This is a genomic window from Streptomyces sp. NPDC001750, from assembly GCF_042892615.1.
Classification (GTDB): domain Bacteria; phylum Actinomycetota; class Actinomycetes; order Streptomycetales; family Streptomycetaceae; genus Streptomyces.
The window spans coordinates 708161-732352 of the sequence record NZ_JBIAUE010000001.1 but is presented as its reverse complement, the minus strand read 5'-3'; the positions used below and the strand labels follow the sequence as shown (position 1 = coordinate 732352).

The following is a 24192-nucleotide window of genomic DNA, read 5'->3' as shown; positions in this document are numbered from 1 at the left end:
TTCGCTACGGGGCGGCCCTCAGGGCGCGTGACGCTTTTTCCAGAAGCGACAGGGTCCTTCGCTCGTGTGGGGCGTCCGTGCCGAACAGGCGGTTGTGCTGCATATGGAGCAGGCCGAGGATTGCCGTGTTCTGGGAATCCGTGTCACGCAGCTCGTTTCGGGCGCAGAGGACATGATTCCCGTATTCCTGCGCCACCGTGGAGTTCTCCCAGAAGGGCTTGAGCGCACCGACACCGGTGACCTCGGCGAGCTGTTGGGCCGTACCGCCCGGACGTATGAGCCCGGTGGCCATGTCGACGAAGTGCCGCGGGACGGAGACCGGGCCGGGACTCCTGGGCGCGACATGCGCCGCCCACGCGCACCAGTCCCAGTCCCCCAGGGATTCCAGGAGGGTCGCGTAATTGGCGACCAGGAGGACCTCCGACGGGACCTCCTTGTTGGCGGCGGGCAATTGCGCGAGTGCCGACTGGCTGTCGATGCAGAAGAGTTGCTCCGCCGGGACGATCGCCTCCGGGCCGCCGTACCGCGACACCTCGGGTTCGTACGAGCTCAGTTGCACGTCCCGAAGCAGTCCCGCACTCTTCATCGTCCGTGCATGACGGAACAATGCGGGAAGGACCTTCTGGCAGATCTTCTCGGGGGCGCCGTGGAAGCGAATTCTCAGATGCGGGTCCGGGTCGGCATAGCGAATGAAGTGCCATCGGTCGATGGAATCGGCCACGTCCCGTACGAGCGCCGGCACGAAGGTGGAGAGGAGTTCGTTCTGGGTGGATTCGGAGGAGTAGAGTTTCGCGAAGATCCACTCGCCGCCGGGAAGATGAGTGGTCTCGTCGAGCACGGTCGGCATGGTGAAGTGTGAGTGCTTCTTGTTTTTCACCTGCCGGGGCAGGAGTGGGACGATGAATTCGTTGCTCCGTCCATGGATCCAGTCGAATTCCCGATGGCTGGAGTTCCTGTCCTCTGTGACCCTGGTATCAGGATTCCTGACGATCTCGCGTCGCAGCATCTCCTGTTGGAAGGTGTTGTTGAGATCGATTCCGTACACGCGGTCGTATGTGGCGACGTTGATCCGGTCGGGTATGTCGAATTTCTCCCGCCAGTTTTCGAGCGAAGCTCTCCAGGATGTCCGGGCGGTGGCTGCGCGCAGGAGTTTCCTGTCGACGTTCCACTGGAGAGGTGAGGCCACGGTTCTTCCGAAGCGCACACGTGGCAACTGTGGAGCATGCTCCTGGCCCGACCAGTCCCAGGGCTGCCACATTTTGGGCTCGCCACCGTACCGGAATTCGGCGAGGAACCGCGCGATGTTGGGTGCCTGATCCCGCACGTTGAGCATGTGCGGGAGAACCGGGGTGACTTCCTGCCCGGTCCTCTGCCAGTACAGACGCATACGGTGTCCGTCGTCCGCCACACAGAGGTCGCGCCAGTCGATGTTCGACGGATCCGCCGGATCATGGAAGGTACCCAGATGGATCTTGTGCGGTGCGATGGCCGGAACCTGGACGAGATTGAAGAACCTGGGTGTTCTGGGCATGAAGAACACCTGGGCCGTGATCGCGTCGGGGTCCGGTGCCGCCATGAGCTTCGCCAGCTCGTCCGTGCTTCCGGTGATACCGGCGAACCGTCCGGTCGTGGCACCCGCGGTGACGCTTCCGGTCAGCGGCGTCGCGAGGAGCTCGAAAGCCCCTGAGTTGAGTGCTTCCAGGTCGCGCGCGAGCACCTGGAAGCTCAGTTCCATCGCGGTGGGAACGCGCGGGGGCCGGTCTCCCGACAGATCCAGGACGTCCTGACGGCTGAGGCGTATTTCCCGGGCGCCGGAGCCGAGGCCCTCCTGCAGCAGCGATGCCAGTTTCTCTTCGCGATCGGTGTCCGTGTCGGGGTGCTGGTGTGTGAGGTTCCGGTGCGAGGCCGGGTTCTGATAGGTCGCCGGGAATCCGAGCCCTGCATGCGGATCGGTGAGTCTCTCCATGGGAACGGACCGTCCCGTCCCGTACTTTTCGAGAAAGGCGTTCCGGTACTCGTTCCAATGGGAGTTGGGGGCGCTCTCCGGCGCGATGGACCACATCGCCGACGCGTAGGCTTCTGCTTCGTCCAGTACGGATCGGGGCAGCGTGATAGCCAGCCCGGAGAGCAGATCCACCTGAAGGGGTGGACGGCTGCTGTCCCCAAGGGAATGGACGAGTTCCAGCATGCTCTGCCAGCTCTCGATTCCGTCTCCCGGGGCAAGACCGGCGTATGCCTCCAGGGATTCTGAGACGGCGGCCATGCGAGGTGTTGCGGCGGAGTCCGGGCCGAGCGCGGTCATCGCGCTGCGCAGGGGCGTCTCGTTCGGATGCACGGGGGCGAATGACGTCAGCAGCAGCTCATGCCGGATGAGCCCGGCCATCATGCTGTCGATCTTTTCGAGAGCGGATTCGCCGAACTTTTCGGCTGCCTCGGCCAGCAGCGAGGAGTAGGCCACCGCCTCACGCGTTCGTGACCGGAGCCAGGAGACGGCCTCGGTATGGCGGACCGAAAACTCGCCGCTGAGACGCGATGCGCCGGTGGACGCCTCGTCACCGACACCGGAGCGGGTGTACGGAAGTATCAAGCGGTTTCCGCGAACGAAGCACAGGTTGTTGAACGTGACCGTGACACGGTGCCGCGTCGCGGGATCCTCCAGCCACTGCGTGGTCATTCTGTGGAGCCATTCGCTGTCCAGCCGGACGGACTTTCGCTCCGGGACCTTCGGGCCGACGCTCCCTGTGACATCAACCGATGCTCTGGTAATGCCTGCGAACAGGCCGAAAGGTGTGGTGCGTCCGGTCATACGGAGCATGTAACGGGTGAGGGAGACAGCCGAACTCATCAACTTCTTCCGCTTCACGGGGAAGCCATGGGTGATGCGCTCGACCGTTTCGAGGAGTGAGGTGCTGGAGACTGCGATGCCCTCTCGGAGGACGGGGTCCTTCATGAGCAGCCTGATGTATTGAATCAACTCGTCGTCTGTCGCATCCGGACCACCGGGTGCGTCCGGACTCACGAAGTCGAAGTCCCCGCGGGATCGCGAGGAGACCCGGCACATGATGGGTTCGCCGGCTGCGTAGCTGTTCTCCCGTTCCATTTCCTCATCCTCACGCGCTTCATCCGACAAGAAGGGCCTCCTGCCGGGCGTGTGCAGTGCCGGCAGGAGACCTCCCATTACCTTGCTAGCAGCACGACCTGCACATGGAGAGGAGCGAGCAGGAGTGGGTGGCGCCGCTCTGCGTCGGGTAACAGTTGACGGTTCCGCAGTCCTGGCCCATCGACATCATGGGCTTGGTGTCCTCCGAGACGGATGCACCGGGGATGATCTGGATGTCGAGATCCAGCTCGCTGAGCTCGATGGTCTCGGCGTCGTTTTCCAGAAGCATGGCAGTACCCATGGGGAACCTCACCTTCGGTTGGTGGAACGAGTGCCTTCTGCGCGGCGGAGATTCACCGCGGTTGGACGGTGTCATGCCGACAAGGACGTTTTCTTGCAGGTTCCTTGAACCGGACTTCAAGGAACCTGCAAGATCCTGCGGGCACCGTTCCGGGGTTTGCGGTGCCCTGGTCCGGTAGAAGCTCCTGGCCTACCATGATCTTTTCAGCGGAGGCGTCGCGGCTCTTCGGTCCCGTGATGACGGCAGGGGGTCGCGTGAGATTTCAGTTGCTGGGCCCCGTGGTGGGCTACTCGGGCGAGCAGCGGATTGATCTCGGTTCGGCAAAGCAGCGGTGTGTACTGGCGGTTCTGCTGCTGGACGCGGGGCGTGTCGTGCCCATCGAGCAGTTGATACACCGGGTCTGGGGCGAGGAACCGCCCCGTACGGTTCGTTCCACCCTCTACAGCTATGTGGCGCGCATCAGGACTGCCCTGCGCGATCCGGGCGGGCAGGCGGCCGGAATGACTGTGGTGCGGCATGCCGGCGGATACGTGCTGGAAGCCGGCCATGAGCGTATCGACGTGCACAGCTTCCGACGCCTCACCGAGGCTGCCCGGGCCGCTGACGACGACGGTGAAGCAGGCGACCTCCTGCACGCCGCGCTCGATCTGTGGCAGGACGAGGCCCTTTCCGGGCTGACCGGTGCGTGGGTCGAGAGCGTCCGGACCCGGCTGGATGCCGAGCGGGTCGCCGCGGCGTTGCAGTACAACGACATCCGGATCGGACTGGGCGAGGGCGAGGAACTCCTGCCGGAGCTCCGCAGCCTGATGGCGCTCCGGCCGCTGGACGAACGGCTCGCGGGGCAGCTGGTGACGGCTCTCTACCAGGCGGGGCGTCAGGTGGAGGCGCTGGAAACCTATGAGTTGGTCCGTGACCGGCTCGTCGGCGAACTCGGCATCGATCCGAACCCCGACCTCCAGGCACTGCACCGTCAAGTGCTCTCGGCAGCCCCGGCGCTGAAGGGCACGAGCAGCCGCGAACCGGAGGTTCTCACCACGGTCCCCCGTCAGCTGCCGGCGTTACCGACACCCTTCGTCGGCCGTGAACGCGAACTCTCGGTCCTGGACGAGATGATCAGCGAGGGACCGGAATCCGAGAACGCCGCGGTGGTGGCAGTGATCGGAGGCATGGGCGGGGTCGGCAAGACCTGGCTGGCGATACGTTGGGCATACCGGCACCTCAGCCGGTTTCCCGACGGGCAGCTCTATGTCGACCTGCGCGGATTCGACCACACCGAGGACCCGATCTCGCCGGCCGCGGTTCTCCGGGGGCTGCTCGACGCCCTGGGCGTCCCGCCTGCCGTGATTCCGGCCGGGGTGCATGCACAGACGGGCCTGTACCGGTCCCTGATCGCCGGAAAACGCATGCTGATCGTGCTGGACAATGCTCGTGACACGGTACAGGTGGCCCCTTTACTGCCCGGTGGTCCGCACTGCACCACGCTGATCACCAGCCGCAACGCGTTGGCGGGGCTGCACACCACCTCGCGGACGCGTGCTCTCACCTTGGGCGCTTTCGCGGACGAGGACGCGCGTAGACTGCTGGCCGAGCGGTTGGGCTTCGTTCGGCTCGACGACGAGACGGACGCCGTTGCCGCGTTACTCTCGCACAGCGCAGGCCTCCCGCTCGCCCTGGGCATTCTGGCGACCAGAGCTGCCTCGCATCCCGAATTTCCGCTGGCGGTGGTCGCCAAGGAACTCCACAGCGAGGCGACGCGGCTCGACGTACTGGGCACCGGCGAGCTCTCCACCGATCTGCGCGCGGTATTCGCCTCCTCCCGCTCGGCGCTCGACCAGGAAGCGGCCAGGATGTTCGATCTGCTCGGGCTGGCCCCGGGCTCCGACATCAGCCTGGACGCGGCCGCCAGCCTCGCGGGCCTGCCTTCGCCGCGTACGCGTGTGCTGCTGCACCGGCTCGGCGAGGCCCACCTGGTGCAGCAGCAGGCCCCCGGGCGGTACGCCATGCACGATCTCATCCGGCTCTTCGCGGTGGAACGGGGTCGCATGACGCTGGGGGCCGTCGCCAGGGACCGCGCGCTCAGGCGCTTGGCCGACTTCTGTCTCCATACCGCCTACCGGGCCGACCGGTTGCTCAGTCCGCACCGGGAGACGATGGGGCTGCCGATCCCCCGGGCGGGCAGGCCCTCCGACGTGGTCCACGACGCGGCGAGCGCACTGGCGTGGTTCGAGGCCGAGCACGGCATGATCGCGGATGTCCAGTCACTCGCGGCGAAGCGGGGGTGGCACGCGTTGGTCTGGCAACTGGCGTGGATCTCGGAGCCCTTCCGGCTGAGACAGGGCCGCTATCGGGACAACCTCATGGCGTGGCGGCTGGCGCTCAAGGCGGCCGAACACCTCCGCGATTCGGGTGTGTTCGCCCCCACACTGCGCTTCGCCGGCCGCGCCTTCGCGATGGCCCGCGAGTACCCGGGAGCCGAAGCCCACTCGACCTGAGCATCTGCGGAGCCGGGAGACACCGTGCGGCGAACGGACGCGGACGTGGACGCGGACACGGGAATGGCGGCCCGTCGGAGAGACCCGGACGGCCTGTTGGGCCGGTGTCACCGGGCGAACGCCTCCGGCGACGGGCTCGGCCCTGGGAAGATCTCGTCCGGCGAGGCCATTGCCTCCGCGGAAAGGTCCAGTTCCAGCGCCCGCAGTGCCGAGTCCAGCTGGTCCCGGTCGCGCGGGCCGCCGATCGGCCCTTGTCGTGGTTGGGCCGGGCCTCGCCGTCGGCGCCCGACGTGCCGAGGACGAGTCGGCCGACCGCGAGTCCGGTGCGTCCGGGCTGTGGGTACTTCATGGATGCCGGGACAACGCCTTCGAGTCCGCTCGAAGAAGGGGCGGCCGGGACGCGGCCTGCTCGCCGCCCCGGCGGGGTGCCGGGGCGGCGAGCAGGGGACGCGGGTCCGTGCGGGATCGGGGCCGTTCGGCTACTTCAAGTAGACGAGCCCGTCGGTGGTGATCGCCGGGCGGCCCGACGTGCCCACGACGACGATCTTGACGGTGTGCTTGGCACTGCCGGACCAGGTCTTCGTCCACAGCGCGTCGCGGTACTTGGTGCTGCTGGACTTCAGGTCGACCGTGGACGTCTTCACGCCGTCCACGTAGACGTACACCTGGCCGGAGGTGGCGGCCCTGGAGACGACCAGGGCGGCCGAGCGGCCGGTGAACGTCCAGCTCAGGGACGCGCCCTTGGACGAGCTGGAGTACGACTTGCCGCCGAGGTAGCTGGTCGAGGACTTCGTCGTCCACGTCCCGGTCTTCTGCCCCGAGCTCTCCTGGAGGATGACCGGGGTGCCGGAGACCGACGCGGTGGCGGTGTTGCCCGCCCAGTCGTACGCGGTCATGGGCCAGGCGGTGGCGGCGCCGGACTTGGCGGTGTGCGAGGCGCTGGTCGTCGTCGGCCCGTAGGTCTTGGCGACCGGGGCGGTGAGCCGGACCTCCTTGAGCGCGGCGGTGTCCGTGGCCTTCCACTTCAGGGTGAGCGGAACGGCGGCGGTGTTCACCGTGCCGGTGCGCAGCGCCAGGTTCGGCTTGGTGGCGAAGGAGGGCGCGCTCTGGTCGGCGACCACGGTGACCGCGGCGGACGTGGTGACCTTGCCGGACTGGTGGGTGGCGCGGACCTGGACCTTGTGGGTGCCGACGGCGAGCGTCGCCTTGGCGGAGGTGGCGGTGCCCGCGGTGGTGGCCACGGACTTGCCGTCGACCAGCAGCTCGTACTTGGAGACGAACACGCTCGGGGTCGACGCCGACCAGCCGACGGTGACGGCGGACTTGGTGTAGTACGTCGTGCCCGAGAGCCCGGCGCCGGTCACGGACTTGACGGTCAGCCCGGTGACGGGGCCCGCGGCGAGGGAGCGGATCGCGGGCAGCTGCCCGTACAGCTTGGTGCCGGGGCACTGGGTGTTGAAGCCGTCGCGGTGACCGGAGATGGTGTTGAACGTGTACGCCGTGCCGGAGGTGAACTTGGTGCCCGCGAAGTTGCCGCCGGTCGCCCCCGCCGTGAGCGTGGTGGTGCCCGCCGGGTCGACCTTGTACTGGCCGAGCTTCCACGCGGCGACCCGGGCCACGGCGGTGGTGGCCGCGGTGGGCGCGGCGGCATCCGTGTAGGTGCCGATGACGGCGATGCCGGCCGTGTCGCGGTTGAAGCCGTAGGTGTGCGCGCCGAAGACCGGCCGGTCGACGCCGCCCTTGCGGCCCTCGAAGACCGTTCCGCACTTGTCGACCACGAAGTTGTAGCCGAGGTCCTTCCAGCCGTTGGCCTTGACGTGGTACGCGTACAGGCCGCGCACGATGGCCGCGGAGTCGGCGCACGAGTAGTTGTTCGTCTCGGCGGTGTGGTGGACGAAGACGGCCTTGACGCCGTTCAGGTATTCGGGCGCCTCCGGGCTCAACGACTCGTCGGCGCCCCAGCCGGCGCGCGAGACGATCGGCGGCTTCGGCACGGTCGACGGCGGGGCGGGCGGCAGCGTCGGCGCCGGGGGCGTACTCGCGGAGGGCGAGGGGCTGGTGCTCGCCGTCGGTGTGGGTGTCTGACCGGCCGGTTCGGAGGCGCTGGGCGTGGGATCCGTGGTCGGGGTCGCCTCACCGGACGGCTCCGTGCCGGTGTCGGGCGCGGTCGGCTCGGGCGTGACCGGGTCCGACGGTTCGGTGGTCGGGGTGGCCGCGGGGTCCTCCGCCCCGGGCAGGTCGGCGGCGAAGGCGGCGGGCTCCGCGTTCAGCGTGCCCCGCCCCGGGTCCACGGTGTCCAGCCGCAGTCCGGCGGGCAGCTTCGAGGAGACCTTGCCGCCCGCGTTGATCCGCGCCTCGACACCGTTGGACGGGCCGACCCAGCGAGGCTCGGTGCCCCCGCGCACGCCGGCCCGGCCGGTCTCCGCGCGTCCGGTCACGTCGGTGCCGAGCGGCAGCCAGGACGACCAGGTTCCGTCGGCGGCGGACCGGGTCCGCACCTCCACGGCGCCGGTGACCTTCGCGGCCGGGTCGGTCCAGGTGATGCCCAGCATGCTGAAGGGGGCGGTGTCCCGCTTGCCGAGGGTGGCTGATGTGCCGTCGTCGGCGACCTTCAGCGCGGTCGCGCGGACATCCGGCCCGGCCGGCCCGGACTTGGCGTCGGTGTCCGCCGGGGAGTCGCCCGTGACCCCCTCGAAGACCAGGACCCCTGCCACGGCGGTGGTGGCCAGGGCGGCCGTGAGCCAGATTCTCTTCTTCGATCTCAAGTCGTACCCCACGGGATGGTGTTGGACATGAACGCGTCAGCGTGTGTCCAGCGACAGCACTGGCTCATGACGAGACCAGTGGGGGGTACGAGTGCTGTCGCGTGCTGTCGCGCGCGTGCTGCGAGGACACAGCTTGCCATGCCGCTCCGACGACCGGACCTCTGCCCCCGCCCGTGACGCCCCGGGATGCGATGAATTCCGCTTTCGTTCACCGCCCGGCAAACCGGTACGGAGCGGTCGATGCCGTTCGGTGAGCCGGTTTCGGAAGGACCCGTGCCGCCGGTCTCGCGACGGTCGGGGCCCGCCGTGTCGTGGGCACCGCCCGGTGAACCGGTCCGGCGCCGGTCAGTTCGCCTCGGCGAACCGGTCCAGCGCCGCCAGCACCGCGCGGCGTGTCGCCGTACCGCCCAGATGTCCGGCCCCGTCGATGACGGTGAGCTCGGCGTCCGGCCAGGCCTTCGCCAACTCCCATGCCGTGATCAGCGGTCCGCCCAGGTCGAAACGGCCGTGCACCAGCACGCCCGGAATCCCCGCGAGCCGCCCCGCTTCCCGGATCAGCTCCCCCTCTTCCAGCCAGGCGCCGTGGGAGAAGTAGTGCGAGCAGATCCGCACCAGCGCCTGCCTCGCCCGGCCGGGGCGCCCGCTGTACGGGGGCGGTCCGGTGTACTGCTCCAGGGAGACCACCGCGTCCTCCCAGGCACACCAGTCGGCCGTCGCCCGCTCCCGTACACCGGGGTCGGGGCTCTCCATGCGCCGTGCGTAGGCCGCGAGGACGGCGGGCGTGGCGTTCCCCTCGACCTCCGGCACCCCGGCCCGGAACCGGTCCCACGCCTCCGGGAAGATCTGTCCGGCGCCCCGGTACAGCCAGTCGATCTCGGAACGCCGGGTCGTCGTGACCGCCGGGATCACGATCTCGGAGACCCGCTCCGGGTGCTGCTCGGCGTACGCGAGGATCAGCGTCGAACCCCACGACCCGCCGTACAGCAGCCAGGTGTCGATCCCGAGGTGCCGACGCAGCCGCTCCATGTCGGCGATCAGCCGGTCGGTCGTGTTGTACCGCATGTCGGTGGCGGGGTCGCTCGCGTGCGGGGTGGAACGGCCGCAGCCCCGCTGGTCGAAGAGGACGACGCGATACCGGTCCGGGTCGAAGCACCGCCGGGCCTGCTCGGTGCACCCCGAACCGGGGCCGCCGTGCACGACGACCGCGGGTTTGCCGGCCGGGTTGCCGCACACCTCCCAGTACACGTGGTTGCCCTCGCCGACATCGAGCATCCCGTGCGCGTACGGTTCGATCGGCGGGTACTTCTCATCGGGCTCGCGGTCCACGGTGTCGTCGCTCCCTCGGCTCCGGCGGGCAAAGGGAACATCGTAGGGCGGGGCGTAGCCTGAGCGCCGTGAATTCCGTACCCCGGGTACTGGCCGTACTCGACGAGCTGGTGACCGCCGCGGCGCCCGACGACCGCGGAGCGCTGTGGCAACTGGCCGAGCCGGGCCGGGAGCTGGACGCCAATCTGGTGCGTCTCCCGGCGGGCGCGGAGGTCGGTGAGCATCAGGAGGACGTGCTGGACGTGCTCCTGGTCGTCGTCGCGGGCGGCGGCCGGGCCGTCGTCGCGGGCGAGGAACTGGACCTGACGCCGACCACCGTCCTCTGGCTGCCCCGCACCTCCCGCCGCGCGCTCGTCGCCGGGTTGGGCGGCCTGGCGTATCTGACCGTCCACCGCCGACGCCCCGGACTGACGATCACATCCCCGGCCGGGACCTCGGCGCCGTTCCCGGTCGCGGAGCCGGGTGCTGAGCCGGTCGCGGAGTCGGCCGGGCCGTACGCCGCGCGCCCGGCAGCGGACGAGGGCGGCGAGGCGCCCTGCATGCTGGACCTGGTCTGCCCCGCGTGCGGCCGACTCTCGGCGGACCCGGAGCCGGTGTTCTGCAGCAGGTGCGGGGAGCGGTTCGCCGAACGCTGACCGGCGGGGCCGGCCACCCCCGGCCGGAGCCGCGGACCCCGTCCCGGGCCGCCGCACGGGACGCGCCGATCACCGGGGCCGCCGTCTCGCCCCCGCCGTCGTGGCCGCCTGGGCGGCGCGCGAACGCCGCAACAAGGAGACGCTGTTCTACAGCACCTCCTCGGACAACCACGCCTCGCGGTCCGTCGCCCGGCGTCTGGGGCTCACCCCATTGGGCTGGATCTGGACCGTGCGTTGACCTCCGGGCCGACATGACCGATTGACAAGTACGAAGGAGAGCCGGGGATATGACGGTGCGTCTAATCTGAGGCGCGGTTGATCCATGGAACGCACAGGGGGTCGCATGCACAGCGACGGTACGGAGGATCGCGGTACGGGCGACGGACGCCACGGCGACGGATCCGACAGGCGCCACGGCGACGGAGCCGACGGCTGGTCGTACGACGGCCCGGAGACCCAGCCACCGCCGGAGACGGTGACCGCGCCCCTCGAAGTGATCGACGCGCGTTACCAGTTGCTCCGCAGACTCGGGCACGGCGGGATGGGCGAGGTCTGGGAGGCCCTGGACACCCGCCTGAACCGCAACGTCGCGGTGAAGGGCCTGCTCGACCGCGGCTCCGTGGGGACGGACAAGCAGGCCCAGTTCCTGCAGCGGGCGCGGCGCGAGGCGGAGGCCATCGCGCGGATCAAGCACCAGAACGTGGTCGCGGTCCACGACCGGGTCGAGACGGACAGCCAGGTCTGGATCGTGATGGAACTGCTCAACGCCCACTCGCTGGCCGATCTGCTGCGCGCGGAACAGCAGCTCACGGTACGGCGGACGGCCAGGATCGGTCTGCAGATCCTGCGCGGGCTGCGGGCCGTGCACGAGGCGGGGGTCGTCCACCGGGACGTCAAGCCGCACAACGTCCTGTTTCGACCGGACGAGTTCGCGATCCTGGCCGACTTCGGGATCGCGACCTTCGACGGGGCCGTACCGGTCACCCGGTCGGGGGAGCTGGTCGGGACGGTGAAGTACCTCGCACCCGAGCTGTTCGACCACGCGTCGGGACGGCCGCAGCCCGCGACGCCCGCGTCCGACCTGTGGGCCCTGGGCATCACCCTGTACGAGATGGTCGAGGGCAGGACTCCCTTCGACGGGCTGTCCCTGGTGGAGTTCCTGATCGCGGTGCGCGACTCGCCGGTACCGCCCATGGCGTACGGCGGGCCACTGACCCCGGTCGTCGAGGAGCTGCTGCGCAAGGACCCCCGGCAGCGGCTCTCCGCGGCGGACGCGGAGAAGATGCTCCGGGCGGTCGTCCACGAGTCCCCGGCGCCGGGGACGTCCGTGCCCGGCACCTCCCCGGTGCGCCGGCCGGACACCGCGTCGTCGCCGTCCCCCGACCCCGTCTCTCCACCGGACCCGGCCCCGCCGCCCCCGCGGCACGGGACGCCGACACCGCCTCCGGGGCCGTCCCCGGAGGGTTCCCGGACGCCGGAGGAGCCCGACCCGGCCCGGCCCCGGACCCCGGACCGGGCCCCGGCCCCGGCCCAGGGACCGGACACGGGCCGGGCACGGACCCGGCGCAGGGCCCTGGCCGCCGTGCTGTGCGCCGCCCTGCTGGTCGGCGCCGGCTGGTACGCCGTGGACCTCTCCCGGCGGGGCGAGGAGACGAACGCGCGCGGCGGGGAGGGCAAGGGCGCGCCCGCGCAGCAGTACCGGACCACGCACCGGACCCTGAAGGTCGGCGTCAAGGCCGATCAGCCCGGTCTCAGCGAGCGGACGGCGAACGGCACGTACCGGGGCTACGAGGTCGACCTGGCCCTCGCGATCGCGCGGGACATGGGCTACGCCCCCGAGGCCGTCGAATTCAGAGCCGTGAGCACCGAGAACCGGAGCAGCCTGCTGGAGAGCGGGACGGTGGACCTGGTCATCGCCACGTACAGCATCACCGACGGGCGGAAGAACGCGAAGCCGCCGGAGTACAGCGTCGCCTTCGCCGGGCCGTACTACGTGGCGAACCGGAGCTTCCTGGTGAACAGGAAGTCGAAACTGCACAAGGTCGAGGACTCCAGCGATCTGATCCGCGACGACCTGGAGGTGTGCACCGCCCGGGGATCGACGTACGTGGACTGGCTCGCGGCGGAGAAGTACAACATGACGGCCTCGCGCCCGAACGGATACGAGGAGTGCGTGCAGCGCCTGCTGAATCCGGCGTCGGACGTCTACGCGGTGAGCACGGACGACGTCATCGTCGCCGGGTTCGTCAAGAAGGACCCGGGCCGTCTCAAGCAGCTCCCGAGCAGTTGGGGAGCGGAGGGCTACGGCGTGGCGATGAAGCCCGAGGAGAAGGAGCTGAAGGGCGAGGTGTGTTCCGCCCTCGCGAAGGTCATGGCGGACGGGACGTGGGAGCGGCTCTACCAGAAGCATCTGTATCCGCTGAGGGACCGGGCGGCGGCGCCGAACAGGCCGTCCCTGGAGGAATGCCCGAAGCGCTGACGGGCGGCGGGGCGGGCGGAGACGCGGGACCGGCGGGACCAGCCGCCTCCCGGCTCATCGGGGGAGCGGATCGGTGGTGAGACCCGTGAGGGCGGCGACGGCCAGGCGCACCGTGCGGTCCGTCGCCGCGGCGGTCTCGCGCGTGGCGGAGTGGGCCCCCGGCAGCGATGTGGAGGTCGTGGCACGCGCCGCGGACGTCATCTTCACGCCCCCGCCCGTGCGAGCACCCCTGCTCGCACGCTACGGCGCCCCGCTCGCCCGGCCGCACATCCGCCGTGGGCCCACGCCCCGCCCGCGGACGCGGCGTCAGGCCGTCGGCTCCCGGCGGAACAGGGCCGTCCAGAGGAACGGCTCGCCGAAGGACGGGGACTCGGGCGGTTCGTCGTTCATGCGGCGGAGCTCGACCTCCGTCAGGCCGGAGAAGATCCGGCGCAACGACTCGGGCGTGTAGGCCAGCCCGCCCCGCAGCCCCGCCCCGTCGTAGAAGGCGGCGTCGGGAAGTTCGGACCCCATGCCCCGCTCACCTGCCGCGAAGCAGGTGAGCGCGAGATGCCCGCCCGGGGCCAGCACGCGGTCCAGGAGCGCGAGATAGCTGATCCGGCGGTGCGGCGGCAGATGGTGGAAGCAGCCGGAGTCGTGGATCAGGTCGTACGGACCGGTGAGCCCGGTCCCCTCGGCCGCCGTGAGGGCGAAGGCGTCACCGTGGTGGAACCGGATGTCGGCCCCCGCCTCCCGGGCCCGTTCCCCGGCCCACGCGAGGGCCGCCGGGGAGAGGTCCACCGCGTCGACCCGGAAGCCCAGGGACGCGAGGTGCAGCGCGTTGCGCCCCGGGCCGCACCCCAGGTCCAGGGCGCGGCCCGGGGGGACCAGACCGCGGTCCGTGTACGAGACGAGGCTCTCGTCGGGCTTCGCCACGAAGAACGGGACCGGCTTCATCCGGTCCGTGTAGAAGCCGTCCCACCAGGACGCCGCGTCGGCCGTCCACCGGTCGGCCTCCGGCGTGACCAAGTCGTCAAGAAGCGCGAGGACATCGTCCGTCGTGCGAATGTTCCGGTCCATGCGGATTCCGCTCCCCTTTCCTGCCCGGAAGGGGGAATCGTAGAACCGTCCGGTGCGGGAACCCAGCGCCGAAGAAGACGGCGAAGGCCGCTGCCCGGCCTCCGGCGATCCCCGGCGGGAGGGGCCGAATCCCAGGTCGAAGCCAGTCGGTTCGGGCGTCGTCGCTTGCCTGGAGAGGCGTGGAAGGGCATGTCCGGGCGCCGCCCGCCGGTGTTTTTCCGGCGGTGTCCCCCCGGCCCTTTGTGCCGCGTCCGGACGTCGTGCCGGAGGCGACCTCCCGGGTTTCGGAAGCCCTCGCTCCGGGCGCCGTCACGCCCCCGCCGAATATGCCCATTGGACTCCGGCGTGACTCAGAGTGTCGTTAGAGTCACCGTCGTGAGTGCGTGTCGGCGGCGCCCGTACCGGGTGCGGTGCGGGCCGCGGCGCGGACGAGCGGACCCTCGCGGCCGGGAGGCCGACGCCGTGGCGGCAACGGTTCGTCGGGCGATCGGACTTGATGAGGTGCCGCCCCACGCGTGCCCCACTGCGTGGCGGAGACCCCACCGGCGGGGCGGAACAGGAAGAGTGTGGGGGCAGCGGTACGGACGACGAAGGAGGACCGATGATGGGTGCCGTGGCGAACCAGCGGAGCGGGGCGGCCGGGCAGGAGACGGAGGGACAGGGCGCGCGGGACCGACTCCTGCGGGCCGGACGCCAGTTGTTCGCCGCGTACGGGTACGCGCACACGAGCGTCGAGGATCTGTGCGAGCAGGCCAAGGTGCCCGTTCACGTCTTCCAGCAGGAGTTCGTCTCGCGCGAGGTGCTCCTGATGGCGATCTACGACGAGGTCGCGACCCATGGACTGCGCGCTGCCGAGAACGCCCTCATGGCGGAGGGGATGGAGGACTGCCCGACACGGGAGAGGGTCCGGCTGCTGTTCGACGCCTATGTGAAGGCGGTCACCGGGGACCCCTGCGCGGCCCGGGTGGCGTTCGTCGAGGTGCTCGGGGTCAGCCGGGAGGTGGACAACCATCTCGCCACCTGGCGGACGATGTGGATCGAGTTCCTGACCTCCGAGGCGGAGCGCGCCGTGCGCCGGGGCGAAGCGGTGCCGAGCGACCACGCCGTGACCGTCACGGTGCTGAACCACGCGGTGGACGAACTCATGGCCCACCACGGCCGCCGCCCCCGCCAGGTCGACGCCGAATGGCTGACCGACGAACTGACCAGGCTCTCGCTGACCATGATCCTGCCGTCCTGACCCCGCTGTCCTGCCCCGGCAGCCCCATCTGCCGGACCGGCCGCCCGCCCGCCCCGCCGACCGCCGGTCACCCGTCACCGGGCGGGCGAATAATGGGCGGATGGCGGACGACGGAGAACACCGGGCGCGCGGAGCGCGGCACAGGACCGGGAACCATCAGGAGCACGGCGGCCGGGCGGACGACCGCAAGGCGGGCACGGACGACGAGATCTCGGCCGTCCTGACGGGCGTCGGACCCCGGCTGAGGGCCCTGCGCCAGGAGCGCGGCACGACCCTGGCCCAGATCAGCGAGACCACCGGCATCTCCGTCAGCACGCTCTCGCGGCTGGAGTCCGGCGGCCGCAAACCCACCCTCGAACTGCTGCTGCCGTTGGCGAAGGCGTACGGGGTCCCGCTCGACGAACTCGTCGGCGCCCCGCCCACCGGCGATCCCCGCCTCCGCTTCCGCCCCATCACCCGGGACGGCATGACCTTCGTGCCGCTGGCCCGGCACCTCGGCGGGCTGCACGCGTACAAGCAGATCCTCCCCGGCGGGCGCGGCGCGACGGGGCCGCTGGAGCAGCGGGTGCACGAGGGATACGAGTGGGTGTACGTGCTGACGGGACGACTGCGGCTGGTGCTGGGCGAGCACGATCTCGTGCTGACGGCCGGTGAGGTCGCCGAGTTCGACACGCGTACCCCGCACGCGTGGGCCAGCGCCGGGCCCGAACCGGTCGAATTCCTCAGCCTGTTCGGTCCGCAGGGCGAACGGATGCATGTGAGGGCCCGGCCCGCGGGGCGGCCGGAGAGCTGACGGTAAGGGCGGGGACCCGGCGGGTGGGCGGGGCTTCGACGGCCGGGCGGTCGCCTACGGCCGGGGCGTGTAGGGGCCGCCGAGTCCCCACGCCTGGTGCATCGCGTCGGCGAACGCCGCCGCCAGCCTGTGCTCGCCGGTGGGGCCGGGATGCGTTCCGTCGTACGTGTCCCGGTGGATGTCGTACCCCGTGGGGCGCGAGGCCAGCAGGATCGGGGACATTGGGTCGTCGAGGTCGGCCACGGCCTTGGCCAGGAGTTCGTTGAACCGGTCGCACTCGGCGGCGAACGGGGCGTCCGACTCGGCCCGTACGTTCGGTATCACGGGCAGCAGCACCATCTTCACGCGCGGGTTCGCGGCGCGCGCCGCGGCGATGAACTCCCGTGCGTTCAGGGCGGTCTGGCCGCTGTCGGTGTAGAACCCGAGGTCGATCAGGCCCAGCGACACCAGCAGTACGTCCGTGCGGTGCGCGGTGACCGTGTCGGCGATCACCGGGGCCATGTGCAGCCAGCCCTCGCCCCAGCCGGCCAGATGGGCGCGCGCCCCGGCGGGGAAGTCCGGCGCGGCGTACGCGTGACTGACGGCGGCGTCCGCCCCGGTGTCGTACAGCGCGTCGCGCGGACCGACGATCGCAAACGGGGTGCCGAGGACGGACGTGAGGTGCTGCCACATCCGGTAGCGCCAGGTGAAGTCGCCGGCGCGCCCGATCGTCATGGAATCGCCGACAAACGTGAAACGCATGGGTGTCATCATCGTCGATCAGCGGCGATCGCCCGTCCGGGGGCGGCGTGACGATGGACACTTGTGTCATGCGTTCGTACCTGACTGTGTCCGGAGCCGCCGCACTGCTCCTGTTCGCCGGGGCGCTCCCCGCCGGGGCGGCCGCCACCGAGTCCGGCGACGGGGCCGACCGGAGCTTCACCATCGAGGACCCCCGGATCACCGAGTCCAGCGGTCTCGCCGCCAGCCGCGCCCACCCGGGCGTCTACTGGACGCACAACGACAGCGACGACGGGCCGTACGTCTACGCCGTCGACTCCCGCACCGGCAGGACCGTCGCGACGATCACCATGAGCGGCGTCGGGCGGCCGCGCGACGTGGAGGCCGTCTCGCTCGGACCCGACGGCAACCTGTACGTGGGGGACATCGGCGACAACCTGAACGGCAGCTGGGACCACGTCTGGATCTACCGCTTCCCGGAGCCGAAGGAGCTGAAGGACACCACGGTCCGCGCCACCCAGTTCGACGTGAAGTACGCGGACGGCCCGCGCGACGCGGAGGCGCTGATGGTCCACCCCACGACCGGACGGGTCTACATCGCGTCGAAGAACGAGAACGGCGGGGGGCTGTACGAGGGTCCGGCCCGGCTCGCCACCGGCTCCGTCAACGTGTTCCGGCGGGTGGGCGAGGTGCCGTGGGTGACGGACGGGGCGTTCTCCCCGGACGGCGGGGAACTGGTGCTGCGCTCGTACTTCAGCGCCCGCGCGTACGCCTTCCGAAGCGGCAGGCTCGGCGCCGACCACGCCGTCCGGGCACCGTTCCAGCGGCAGGCCGAGTCGGTGACGTACACGGCGGACGGCTCGGCGCTGATGTTCGGTTCGGAGGGGGAACGCAGCGACGTGGTGCGGGTGGACCTGGGGAAGGACGCCGACCGCGGTGGGAACGGGGCCCGGGGCGGGGACTCGTCGGCGTCCGCCGGGGACACCGGGGACGGCATCGGCGGCGCCGGGGGCATGAGCCTGAGCGGGGTGCTAGTGCTGGTCGCCGTGGCCGCCTTCTTCCTCATGAAGCGGCGTCGCGGACAGGGCTGACCGCATGGAGCGGCGCCGTGGCCCGAGCCGGCCGTCCGGGTGGCGGCCCGGCTCACTCCCCGGACCGTCGTTGCCCGGACCGTCGTTCGACGAGCACCTCGAAACCGTCGATCAGCCGTTGCAGGCCGAACGCGAAGTGGTCGGTCCCGTGGTCGAACGCGTCGTCGGAGAGGGCCGCCATCAGCGGGTAGTCGCCGCTCAGCATGGCCCGTTCCAGGTAGGGGCGCTGGTTCTCCCAGAAGTCGTCGTCGCTCAGCCCGGTCTCCCGGGAGACCTCGGAGGTGTGGAGGCGGGCGCGGGCGATGCCCTCCACGAAACTGTTGACCGTGATGATCACGGAGATCAGCTCGGCGTCGGACAGCCCCATGCCCCTGATGCCGCCCAGGGCCCTCTCCAGACCGCGCACGGCGTTGGGGCCGAGGACCGTGCGTGCCTGATTGACCTTGAGCAGCCAGGGGTGGCGGCGCAGTTGCTCCAGGTAGGAGCGGGCCATGGCGCCGAGGGCGGCGCGCCAGTCCGCGGGCTCGTCCCCCGCCGTGCCGTCGGGGACGGCCGATGGCTCGCCCAGGACGTGGTCGAGCATCAGATCGAGCAGTTCGGCCTTGCCGGGGACGTAGCGGTAGAGCGACATCGTGCCCGTGCCCAGATCGGTGGCCAGCCGCCGCATCGACAGGGCGGCCAGGCCCTCCGCGTCGGCGATCTCCACGGCGGCGGTGACGATCCGGTCGAGGGTGAGGGCAGGCCTGGGGCCGCGGGCGGGTCGGTCGCCGGTGCCCCAGAGAAGTTCCAGGCTGCGTGCGATGTCGCCGCTGCCGGCCGTCGTTCCGTCCGTCCCACCCGCTGAATCCCTCTGAGCCATGGCTCCAGCGTAAGCCGCTGGACAGAAACTGCGTACGATGTACTCTCATCCGGGTACAGCGTACGCAGCTAATGGCGGTGCCTCTCCGGGGGCGCCGGGTGCGCGGCTGCTCGATGCGGTCGCGCGGTTCAGCGGACGAAGGGGGTTGTGTCATGGGTGCGAGCGGATATGCCGTACGTGCCGAGGGGGTCACCAAGCGGTACCGGCGGCAGCGCGGAGGCGGGCGCGGCGAGGAGGAGGCGAGGGCGCTCGACGGCTTCGACCTGACGGTGGGACGCGGCGCGGTGCACGGGCTGCTCGGGCCGAACGGGGCGGGCAAGACCACCGCCGTGCGCGTGCTGTCGACGCTGCTGCGGTTCGACGGCGGACGTGCCGAGGTCGCCGGACTGGACGTGGCGCGCGAACCCCGCCGAGTCCGCGCGAGGATCGGGCTCGCCGGGCAGTACGCCGCCGTCGACGAGATCCTGACCGGCCGGCAGAACCTGGAGATGTTCGGGCGTCTCTTCCATCTGGGCGCCGACCGGGCCCGGCGGCGCGCCGCGGAACTGCTGGACCGGTTCGACCTGGGCGGGGCCGCGGACCAGGGGGTCGGGGGATACAGCGGCGGGATGCGGCGCCGCCTCGATCTCGCGGCCTCGATGATCCTCGCCCCCCAGGTGCTGTTCCTGGACGAGCCGACGACGGGGCTCGATCCGCGGGGGAGAGGTGAAGTCTGGGACAGCGTACGGGCGTTGGTGGCCAACGGTACGACGGTGCTGCTCACCACGCAGTATCTGGAGGAGGCCGACCGGCTCGCCTCGCGCATCACCGTCATCGACCGGGGCCGGGCCGTCGCCGACGACACCCCGGACGGGCTGAAGAACCGGGTGGGCGGTGACCGGATCGAGGTCGTCGCGGGTGACGCGGCGGATCTGCCCGCGGTCGCCGGGATCGTGGGACGGGCCGCCGGTGCCGGCCCCGTCGTCCTCGACGAAGCGGACCGCCGGGTGCACACCGGGGTCCTCGACCGGGTCGCCGCGCTCACCGAAGTCGTGAGGGCCCTCCAGGACGCGGGTATCGCGGTGGAGGACATCGGGCTGCGTCGTCCGACCCTCGACGACGTGTTCCTCGCCCTGACCGGAAGCCCGGCGTCCGAACGTCCGGCGTCCGAACGTCCGGCGTCCGAACGTCCGGCGTCCGAAGGCCCGGTGTCCGAGAGCCCGGGGTCCAACGGCCCGCGGCCCGGACGCCGGACCGGCACCACGGGGGAAGAGGAGGTGGCGGCGTGACCGCCGTCGAACCGCGGGCGTGGGGACCCGCGCGTGGCCGGCTCCACTGGGCGCTGGCCGACAGCTGGAACGTGGCCCGGCGCTCTCTCACCCACTACCGGCGCCAACCACTCGCCATCGTCTGGCAGTTGGGCTTCCCGATCCTCTCCGTGCTGCTGTACGGGTACGTCTTCGGCAGCGCCATGAAGGTTCCCGGCGGGGGCGACTACCGGGAGTTCCTGATGCCGGGCATGTTCGCCACGACCATGGCCCTGGGCTTCATGAACACCGCCGTGGCCATGGTGACGGACGTCGGGAAGGGGGTGGTGGACCGGTTCCGGTCCATGCCGATGGCGCCGTCCGCGGTCTGTGCCGGACGCGGTCTCGCCGATCTGCTGGTCGCCGCCGCCGAACTGGCGATCCTCGTGGCGACCGCGCTGGCGATCGGCTGGCGCGCGGGCGACGGACCGGCCTCGGCCGTGGGCGCGTTCGGACTGCTCCTGCTGCTCAGGTTCAGCCTGATCTGGGTCGGCGTCTGGCTCGGGCTGCTGGTCCCGGACCCGGAGTCGGCGGGTGGGCTGTACGCGATCGCGTTCCCGGTCACGATGATCTCCAGTGCGCTGGTCGCGCCGTCCCTGATGCCGGGCTGGCTGGGCGCCGTCGCCGCCTGGAACCCGATCTCGTCCACGGTCACGGCGACGCGCGAACTCTTCGGCAACCCGGTGGCGAGCGGCGGCACCTGGGTCGAGGAACACGCCCTGCTGATGGCGGTGGCGTGGCCGCTGGTGCTGACCGCGGTGTTCCTGCCCCTGGCGGTTCAGCGCTTCCAGCGACTGAGCCGCTGAGCCGCCGAGCCGCGGTGCCGCTGGATCGCGGGTGGTCGGTGGGGGCGTCGACGCCCCGGGGCCCGCCGGGCACGGGTCGGCCGGCCCGGGTAGGGTCCGGCGCCATGACGAACCAGGAACCCGCGCCCTTCTCCACCGAACGCCTCGACGCCCTGCCGCTGCGGGTCGCGTACGCGGACGAGATGGCGGCGGTGCTGGACGACCCGGCCCTGTACGCGTACACCGGAGGCGCCCCGGAGTCCGCCGACGGTCTGCGGGCCCGCTACGAACGGCAGACCGCCGGTTCGCCCGACCCCGGGGTGCGGTGGTGGAACTGGGTGCTGCGGGTTCGGGACGAGGACCGGTCGGCCGGATACGTGCAGGCAACGGTGCGCGTCCGGGACGCGGAGGCGGAGATCGCCTGGGTGGTCGGGACGCCGTGGCAGGGGCGTGGGTACGCGAAGGAGGCCGCGGTCGGGCTGGTGTCCCATCTGACGCGGGCGGCGGCGGAGGAGGACGTGCGCACCGTCGTCGCCCACATCCACCCGGACCACGCCGCCTCCGCCGCCGTGGCCGCGGCGGCGGGGCTGGCGCCGACCGCGGAGTGGCACGACGGCGAACGGCGCTGGGAACGGAGCCCGGACCGGAACCGGGAGCCCGGCGGGGAAGCCCACTGAAGGGCCGTTGTCAGTGGCGGGTGTGAGGATGGCGCTCGCCGGTGGGGCGCACCGGCCCACCTCGTCTCGCACTGAGCCGACACTGTTTCGCATTGAGGGGACACCACCATGGGCACCTGGGACTCCGGTCACTTCGGCAACGACTCCGCAGCGGACTTCTCGGGGCGTCTGGACGACGCCCGCGAGGCCGAACGGCCGGCGCTGATCCGCAAGGCCCTGGAAATCGCCGCCGCCGCGACGGACTTCCTGGACAGCGACGAGGCGGCGGAAGCGGTCGCGGCGGCGGCGCTGGTCGGTGCGCAGTGCCCGGGAGGGGAGCCGGTGACCACCGCGTACGGCCCCGACAAGCCGCTGCCCGAGCTTCCGGCGGACCTGCGCCCGCTCGCGGTGAAGGCGCTCGACACGGTGCTCGGCGAGAACTCGGAGATGCGCGAGCTCTGGGAGGGCGACGAGACGTGGACGGCGGGCATCGCCCGGCTCCGGGAGGTGCTGGTCGCGGCGAGCGCCTGAGCGCGCCCGACGGGGACCGGGCGCGGCCGAGTTCAGGCGCGGGCGCGGCCGGCCCGGATGAGGTCGTCCACGTCGAGGGCCACCGGGGCACCGATCGAATCCGGGAGCGGGGCGGACTGCCCGGGGGCGTACACCTGGTGGCTGTCGTACCCGCCCCCCATGGGCTCGGTGAGGGCGTGCACCCGGCCGTGCTTGCGGTCGATGATCACGTACACCGGGACCTTGGCCTCGGCGTACGCGGCGACCTTGTTGCGCAGGTCGTTGTTGTAGTTGCTGGAGGTGACCTCCAGCACGAGACGGAAAACGGCCGGGTCGTAGCAGTTGTTCTCGACCATGTGCTCGTCGAAATCGGCGTCGACGACGGCCAGGTCGGGGATGGCGTAGTCCGCGGGGCCGCTGGGGAGCCACAGGCCGATGCCCTGGAGGACCTCGGTCTCGCCGTCATCGATACCGGCTGGCGATGAAGGGGCGCATGACTTTGGTCAGCACTCGGGCGTGCGGTCCGTCCGGGGACGGAGCCACGGTGATGACGCCTCCGATGATCTCGACACGGTAACCCGGGTGCTGCTCCATGAGGCTGTTGGCCGTGTCGAGCAGGGGCTCGGGTTCACCGTCACAGGGGTGCTCGACTGCTGCTGCAGACATTGCGGGCCTCCTGAAGGGATGATGTCGAGGCCCGTCATCGTAGGACGGCCCGGCCGCCCAGGCCCGGAAAGCGACCCGCCATCCGGCCGGGTGAACGGCAAAGGTCCCCGCGCACGCCGGATGCGCGGGGACCTTTGCCGGTCGAGGGACTACGAGCGCGTACGCGTGCCCGTCACAGCTTCTCGATCACGTAGTCGATGCAGGCCGTCAGCGCCTGGACGTCCGCCGGGTCGATCGCCGGGAACATCGCCACGCGCAGCTGGTTGCGGCCCAGCTTGCGGTACGGCTCGGTGTCGACGATCCCGTTGGCGCGCAGTGCCTTGGCGACGGCCGCGGCGTCGATCTCGTCCGAGAAGTCGATCGTGCCGATGACCTGCGAGCGCTTGGCCGGGTCGGAGACGAACGGCGTCGCGTACTTGGACTCCTCGGCCCAGCCGTACAGGTGCCGGGACGAGGCGGCCGTGCGGCGGACCGCGAAGTCCAGGCCGCCCTGCCCGTTCAGCCAGTTCAGCTGCTCGTTCAGGAGGAAGAGGGTGGCCAGGGCCGGGGTGTTGTACGTCTGGTTCTTCAGGGAGTTGTCGATCGCCGTGGGCAGGCTGAAGAACTCCGGGATGTGCCGGCCCGACGCGTGGACGCGCGCGGCGCGCTCCAGGGCCGCCGGGGAGAACACGCCGATCCACAGGCCGCCGTCGGAGGCGAAGGACTTCTGCGGGGCGAAGTAGTAGACGTCCGACTCGGTGATGTCGATGGGCAGGCCGCCCGCGCCGGAGGTGGCGTCCACCAGGACCAGGGCGCCCTCGTCGGCGCCCGCGACGCGCTCGATCGGCGCGGCGACACCGGTCGAGGTCTCGTTGTGCGTGAACGCGTACACGTCCACGCCCTCCTCGGCCCGCGGCTCCGGGTGGGTGCCCGGGTCGGAGGCGACCACGGACGGGTCGGCCAGCCACGGGGCGAGCTTGGCGGCCTTCGCGAACTTCGAGGAGAACTCGCCGAAGGTCAGGTGCTGGGACTTGTTCTCGATCAGACCGTGCGTCGCGATGTCCCAGAAGGCGGTGGAGCCGCCGTTGCCGAGGATCACCTCGTAGCCCTCGGGGAGCGAGAAGAGGTCGCGCACGCCCTGACGGACCGAGCCGACCAGGTTCTTCACCGGGGCCTGGCGGTGGGACGTACCGAGCAGGGACGTACCCGTGGCGGCCAGGGCGTCGAGCGCCTCCGTCCGCACCTTGGAAGGACCGGCGCCGAAGCGTCCGTCGGCGGGCTTGATGTCAGCGGGAATCTGGATATCGGCCACGAACCGGAGCGTAGTACCTCATGGCAGGCTCCGAGGACCATGTCCGTCGGATGAGACACCCGCTCCGGTGCGTGGACCCCGGTGCGCGGACCCCTGCGCTTGGGCCGCGCACCTGTGCAGGGGTCCGCGCACCGGGCG

At 70.9% G+C, this 24192-nt stretch carries 20 protein-coding genes and 2 pseudogenes; 11 read left to right on the top strand and 11 right to left on the bottom strand.

Translation table 11 applies throughout. The features are described from left to right. Window positions 1-4: 4 nt before the first annotated feature. Both ACFYY6_RS03260 and ACFYY6_RS03255 read right to left on the bottom strand, forming a co-directional pair. A complete protein-coding gene (locus ACFYY6_RS03260) occupies window positions 5-3130 on the bottom strand; it encodes a lantibiotic dehydratase (RefSeq protein WP_389191414.1) in 3126 nt (1041 codons plus the stop codon). Window positions 3131-3185: 55 nt separating this feature from the next. After that, window positions 3186-3401 (bottom strand): hypothetical protein, encoded by a 216-nt coding sequence (locus ACFYY6_RS03255; RefSeq protein ID WP_360108677.1) that lies wholly within the window; start codon window positions 3399-3401, stop codon window positions 3186-3188. A gap of 254 nt (window positions 3402-3655) precedes the next feature. Between ACFYY6_RS03255 and ACFYY6_RS03250 the strand changes: the two genes are divergently transcribed. Then, window positions 3656-5893, top strand: coding sequence for a BTAD domain-containing putative transcriptional regulator (locus tag ACFYY6_RS03250; RefSeq protein WP_388650633.1), 2238 nt, complete (start codon window positions 3656-3658; stop codon window positions 5891-5893). A gap of 107 nt (window positions 5894-6000) precedes the next feature. Here ACFYY6_RS03250 and ACFYY6_RS03245 read toward each other — a convergent pair. The 3 genes and pseudogenes from ACFYY6_RS03245 to pip all read right to left on the bottom strand — a co-directional run. After that, window positions 6001-6144: pseudogene (locus ACFYY6_RS03245) on the bottom strand (aldo/keto reductase); the annotation flags it as partial. A 228-nt stretch (window positions 6145-6372) separates the two neighbouring features. After that, on the bottom strand, window positions 6373-8658 hold the full coding sequence (locus ACFYY6_RS03240) for an N-acetylmuramoyl-L-alanine amidase (protein ID WP_389191412.1): 2286 nt from the start codon (window positions 8656-8658) through the stop codon (window positions 6373-6375). Between the two features lie 345 nt (window positions 8659-9003). After that, window positions 9004-9984 carry a prolyl aminopeptidase gene (gene pip / locus ACFYY6_RS03235; RefSeq protein WP_389191409.1) on the bottom strand — a complete coding sequence of 327 codons (981 nt, stop codon included), beginning with the start codon at window positions 9982-9984 and terminating at the stop codon, window positions 9004-9006. Window positions 9985-10052: 68 nt separating this feature from the next. Here pip and ACFYY6_RS03230 point away from each other — a divergent pair, with 68 nt between their 5' ends. The 3 genes from ACFYY6_RS03230 to ACFYY6_RS03220 all read left to right on the top strand — a co-directional run bounded on the left by ACFYY6_RS03230 (window position 10053) and on the right by ACFYY6_RS03220 (window position 13098). Continuing rightward, entirely contained in the window at window positions 10053-10619 is a 567-nt protein-coding gene (locus ACFYY6_RS03230) for a hypothetical protein (protein WP_389191406.1), read from the top strand. A 100-nt stretch (window positions 10620-10719) separates the two neighbouring features. Beyond that, the gene (locus ACFYY6_RS03225) at window positions 10720-10857 is read left to right on the top strand and encodes a hypothetical protein (RefSeq protein ID WP_386608333.1); all 138 of its coding nucleotides are present in this window, start codon (window positions 10720-10722) and stop codon (window positions 10855-10857) included. A 105-nt stretch (window positions 10858-10962) separates the two neighbouring features. Continuing rightward, a complete protein-coding gene (locus ACFYY6_RS03220) occupies window positions 10963-13098 on the top strand; it encodes a serine/threonine-protein kinase (protein WP_351519524.1) in 2136 nt (711 codons plus the stop codon). Between the two features lie 54 nt (window positions 13099-13152). On the opposite strand, the gene ACFYY6_RS03215 is transcribed toward ACFYY6_RS03220, so the two are convergent. Continuing rightward, window positions 13153-13305: a hypothetical protein gene (locus ACFYY6_RS03215; protein ID WP_351519526.1), complete on the bottom strand. Its 153-nt coding sequence runs from the start codon at window positions 13303-13305 to the stop codon at window positions 13153-13155. Window positions 13306-13404: 99 nt separating this feature from the next. Next, on the bottom strand, window positions 13405-14157 hold the full coding sequence (locus ACFYY6_RS03210) for a class I SAM-dependent methyltransferase (protein ID WP_389191402.1): 753 nt from the start codon (window positions 14155-14157) through the stop codon (window positions 13405-13407). Window positions 14158-14761: 604 nt separating this feature from the next. On the opposite strand from ACFYY6_RS03210, the gene ACFYY6_RS03205 reads away from it, so the two are divergent. Both ACFYY6_RS03205 and ACFYY6_RS03200 read left to right on the top strand, forming a co-directional pair. Next, window positions 14762-15397, top strand: coding sequence for a TetR family transcriptional regulator (locus ACFYY6_RS03205; RefSeq protein ID WP_351627078.1), 636 nt, complete (start codon window positions 14762-14764; stop codon window positions 15395-15397). Window positions 15398-15497: 100 nt separating this feature from the next. Beyond that, the gene (locus ACFYY6_RS03200; RefSeq protein ID WP_351519532.1) at window positions 15498-16190 is read left to right on the top strand and encodes an XRE family transcriptional regulator; all 693 of its coding nucleotides are present in this window, start codon (window positions 15498-15500) and stop codon (window positions 16188-16190) included. Window positions 16191-16244: 54 nt separating this feature from the next. Here ACFYY6_RS03200 and ACFYY6_RS03195 read toward each other — a convergent pair whose 3' ends face one another. Further along, the gene (locus tag ACFYY6_RS03195) at window positions 16245-16931 is read right to left on the bottom strand and encodes a GDSL-type esterase/lipase family protein (RefSeq protein ID WP_351519534.1); all 687 of its coding nucleotides are present in this window, start codon (window positions 16929-16931) and stop codon (window positions 16245-16247) included. 68 nt (window positions 16932-16999) lie between these two features. On the opposite strand from ACFYY6_RS03195, the gene ACFYY6_RS03190 reads away from it, so the two are divergent. Further along, window positions 17000-18001 (top strand): WD40 repeat domain-containing protein, encoded by a 1002-nt coding sequence (locus ACFYY6_RS03190; protein WP_388650626.1) that lies wholly within the window; start codon window positions 17000-17002, stop codon window positions 17999-18001. A gap of 52 nt (window positions 18002-18053) precedes the next feature. On the opposite strand, the gene ACFYY6_RS03185 is transcribed toward ACFYY6_RS03190, so the two are convergent. Continuing rightward, window positions 18054-18860, bottom strand: a complete 807-nt coding sequence (locus tag ACFYY6_RS03185; RefSeq protein WP_351519538.1) for a TetR/AcrR family transcriptional regulator — start codon at window positions 18858-18860, stop codon at window positions 18054-18056. A 152-nt stretch (window positions 18861-19012) separates the two neighbouring features. Between ACFYY6_RS03185 and ACFYY6_RS03180 the strand changes: the two genes are divergently transcribed. From ACFYY6_RS03180 to ACFYY6_RS03165, 4 genes are all read left to right on the top strand, one after another. Continuing rightward, entirely contained in the window at window positions 19013-20128 is a 1116-nt protein-coding gene (locus ACFYY6_RS03180; RefSeq protein WP_389191399.1) for an ATP-binding cassette domain-containing protein, read from the top strand. Continuing rightward, on the top strand, window positions 20125-20952 hold the full coding sequence (locus tag ACFYY6_RS03175) for an ABC transporter permease (protein WP_351626924.1): 828 nt from the start codon (window positions 20125-20127) through the stop codon (window positions 20950-20952). The genes ACFYY6_RS03180 and ACFYY6_RS03175 overlap by 4 nt, the downstream gene beginning before the upstream one ends. Window positions 20953-21056: 104 nt before the next feature. Further along, window positions 21057-21608, top strand: a complete 552-nt coding sequence (locus ACFYY6_RS03170; protein ID WP_351626926.1) for a GNAT family N-acetyltransferase — start codon at window positions 21057-21059, stop codon at window positions 21606-21608. Window positions 21609-21716: 108 nt separating this feature from the next. Next, the gene (locus tag ACFYY6_RS03165; protein WP_389191396.1) at window positions 21717-22118 is read left to right on the top strand and encodes a DUF4259 domain-containing protein; all 402 of its coding nucleotides are present in this window, start codon (window positions 21717-21719) and stop codon (window positions 22116-22118) included. Between the two features lie 32 nt (window positions 22119-22150). On the opposite strand, the pseudogene ACFYY6_RS03160 reads toward ACFYY6_RS03165, so the two are convergent. Together ACFYY6_RS03160 and serC are read right to left on the bottom strand one after the other, a co-directional pair. Continuing rightward, window positions 22151-22763 (bottom strand): annotated as a pseudogene (locus tag ACFYY6_RS03160) (Uma2 family endonuclease). 172 nt (window positions 22764-22935) lie between these two features. Further along, window positions 22936-24054 carry a phosphoserine transaminase gene (gene serC / locus ACFYY6_RS03155; protein ID WP_389191393.1) on the bottom strand — a complete coding sequence of 373 codons (1119 nt, stop codon included), beginning with the start codon at window positions 24052-24054 and terminating at the stop codon, window positions 22936-22938. Between the last annotated feature and the right edge of the window lie 138 nt (window positions 24055-24192).

Bases quoted from the DNA above. Each gene is read 5' to 3' on its own strand.
- ACFYY6_RS03180 (WP_389191399.1), top strand. From the start codon at position 19,013: ATGGGTGCGAGCGGATATGCCGTACGTGCCGAGGGGGTCACCAAGCGG.
- ACFYY6_RS03195 (WP_351519534.1), bottom strand. From the start codon at position 16,931: ATGCGTTTCACGTTTGTCGGCGATTCCATGACGATCGGGCGCGCCGGC.
- ACFYY6_RS03220 (WP_351519524.1), top strand. From the start codon at position 10,963: ATGCACAGCGACGGTACGGAGGATCGCGGTACGGGCGACGGACGCCAC.
- ACFYY6_RS03210 (WP_389191402.1), bottom strand. From the start codon at position 14,157: ATGGACCGGAACATTCGCACGACGGACGATGTCCTCGCGCTTCTTGAC.
- ACFYY6_RS03190 (WP_388650626.1), top strand. From the start codon at position 17,000: ATGCGTTCGTACCTGACTGTGTCCGGAGCCGCCGCACTGCTCCTGTTC.
- ACFYY6_RS03165 (WP_389191396.1), top strand. From the start codon at position 21,717: ATGGGCACCTGGGACTCCGGTCACTTCGGCAACGACTCCGCAGCGGAC.
- ACFYY6_RS03200 (WP_351519532.1), top strand. From the start codon at position 15,498: ATGGCGGACGACGGAGAACACCGGGCGCGCGGAGCGCGGCACAGGACC.
- ACFYY6_RS03185 (WP_351519538.1), bottom strand. From the start codon at position 18,860: ATGGCTCAGAGGGATTCAGCGGGTGGGACGGACGGAACGACGGCCGGC.
- ACFYY6_RS03205 (WP_351627078.1), top strand. From the start codon at position 14,762: ATGGGTGCCGTGGCGAACCAGCGGAGCGGGGCGGCCGGGCAGGAGACG.
- ACFYY6_RS03255 (WP_360108677.1), bottom strand. From the start codon at position 3,401: ATGGGTACTGCCATGCTTCTGGAAAACGACGCCGAGACCATCGAGCTC.
- ACFYY6_RS03170 (WP_351626926.1), top strand. From the start codon at position 21,057: ATGACGAACCAGGAACCCGCGCCCTTCTCCACCGAACGCCTCGACGCC.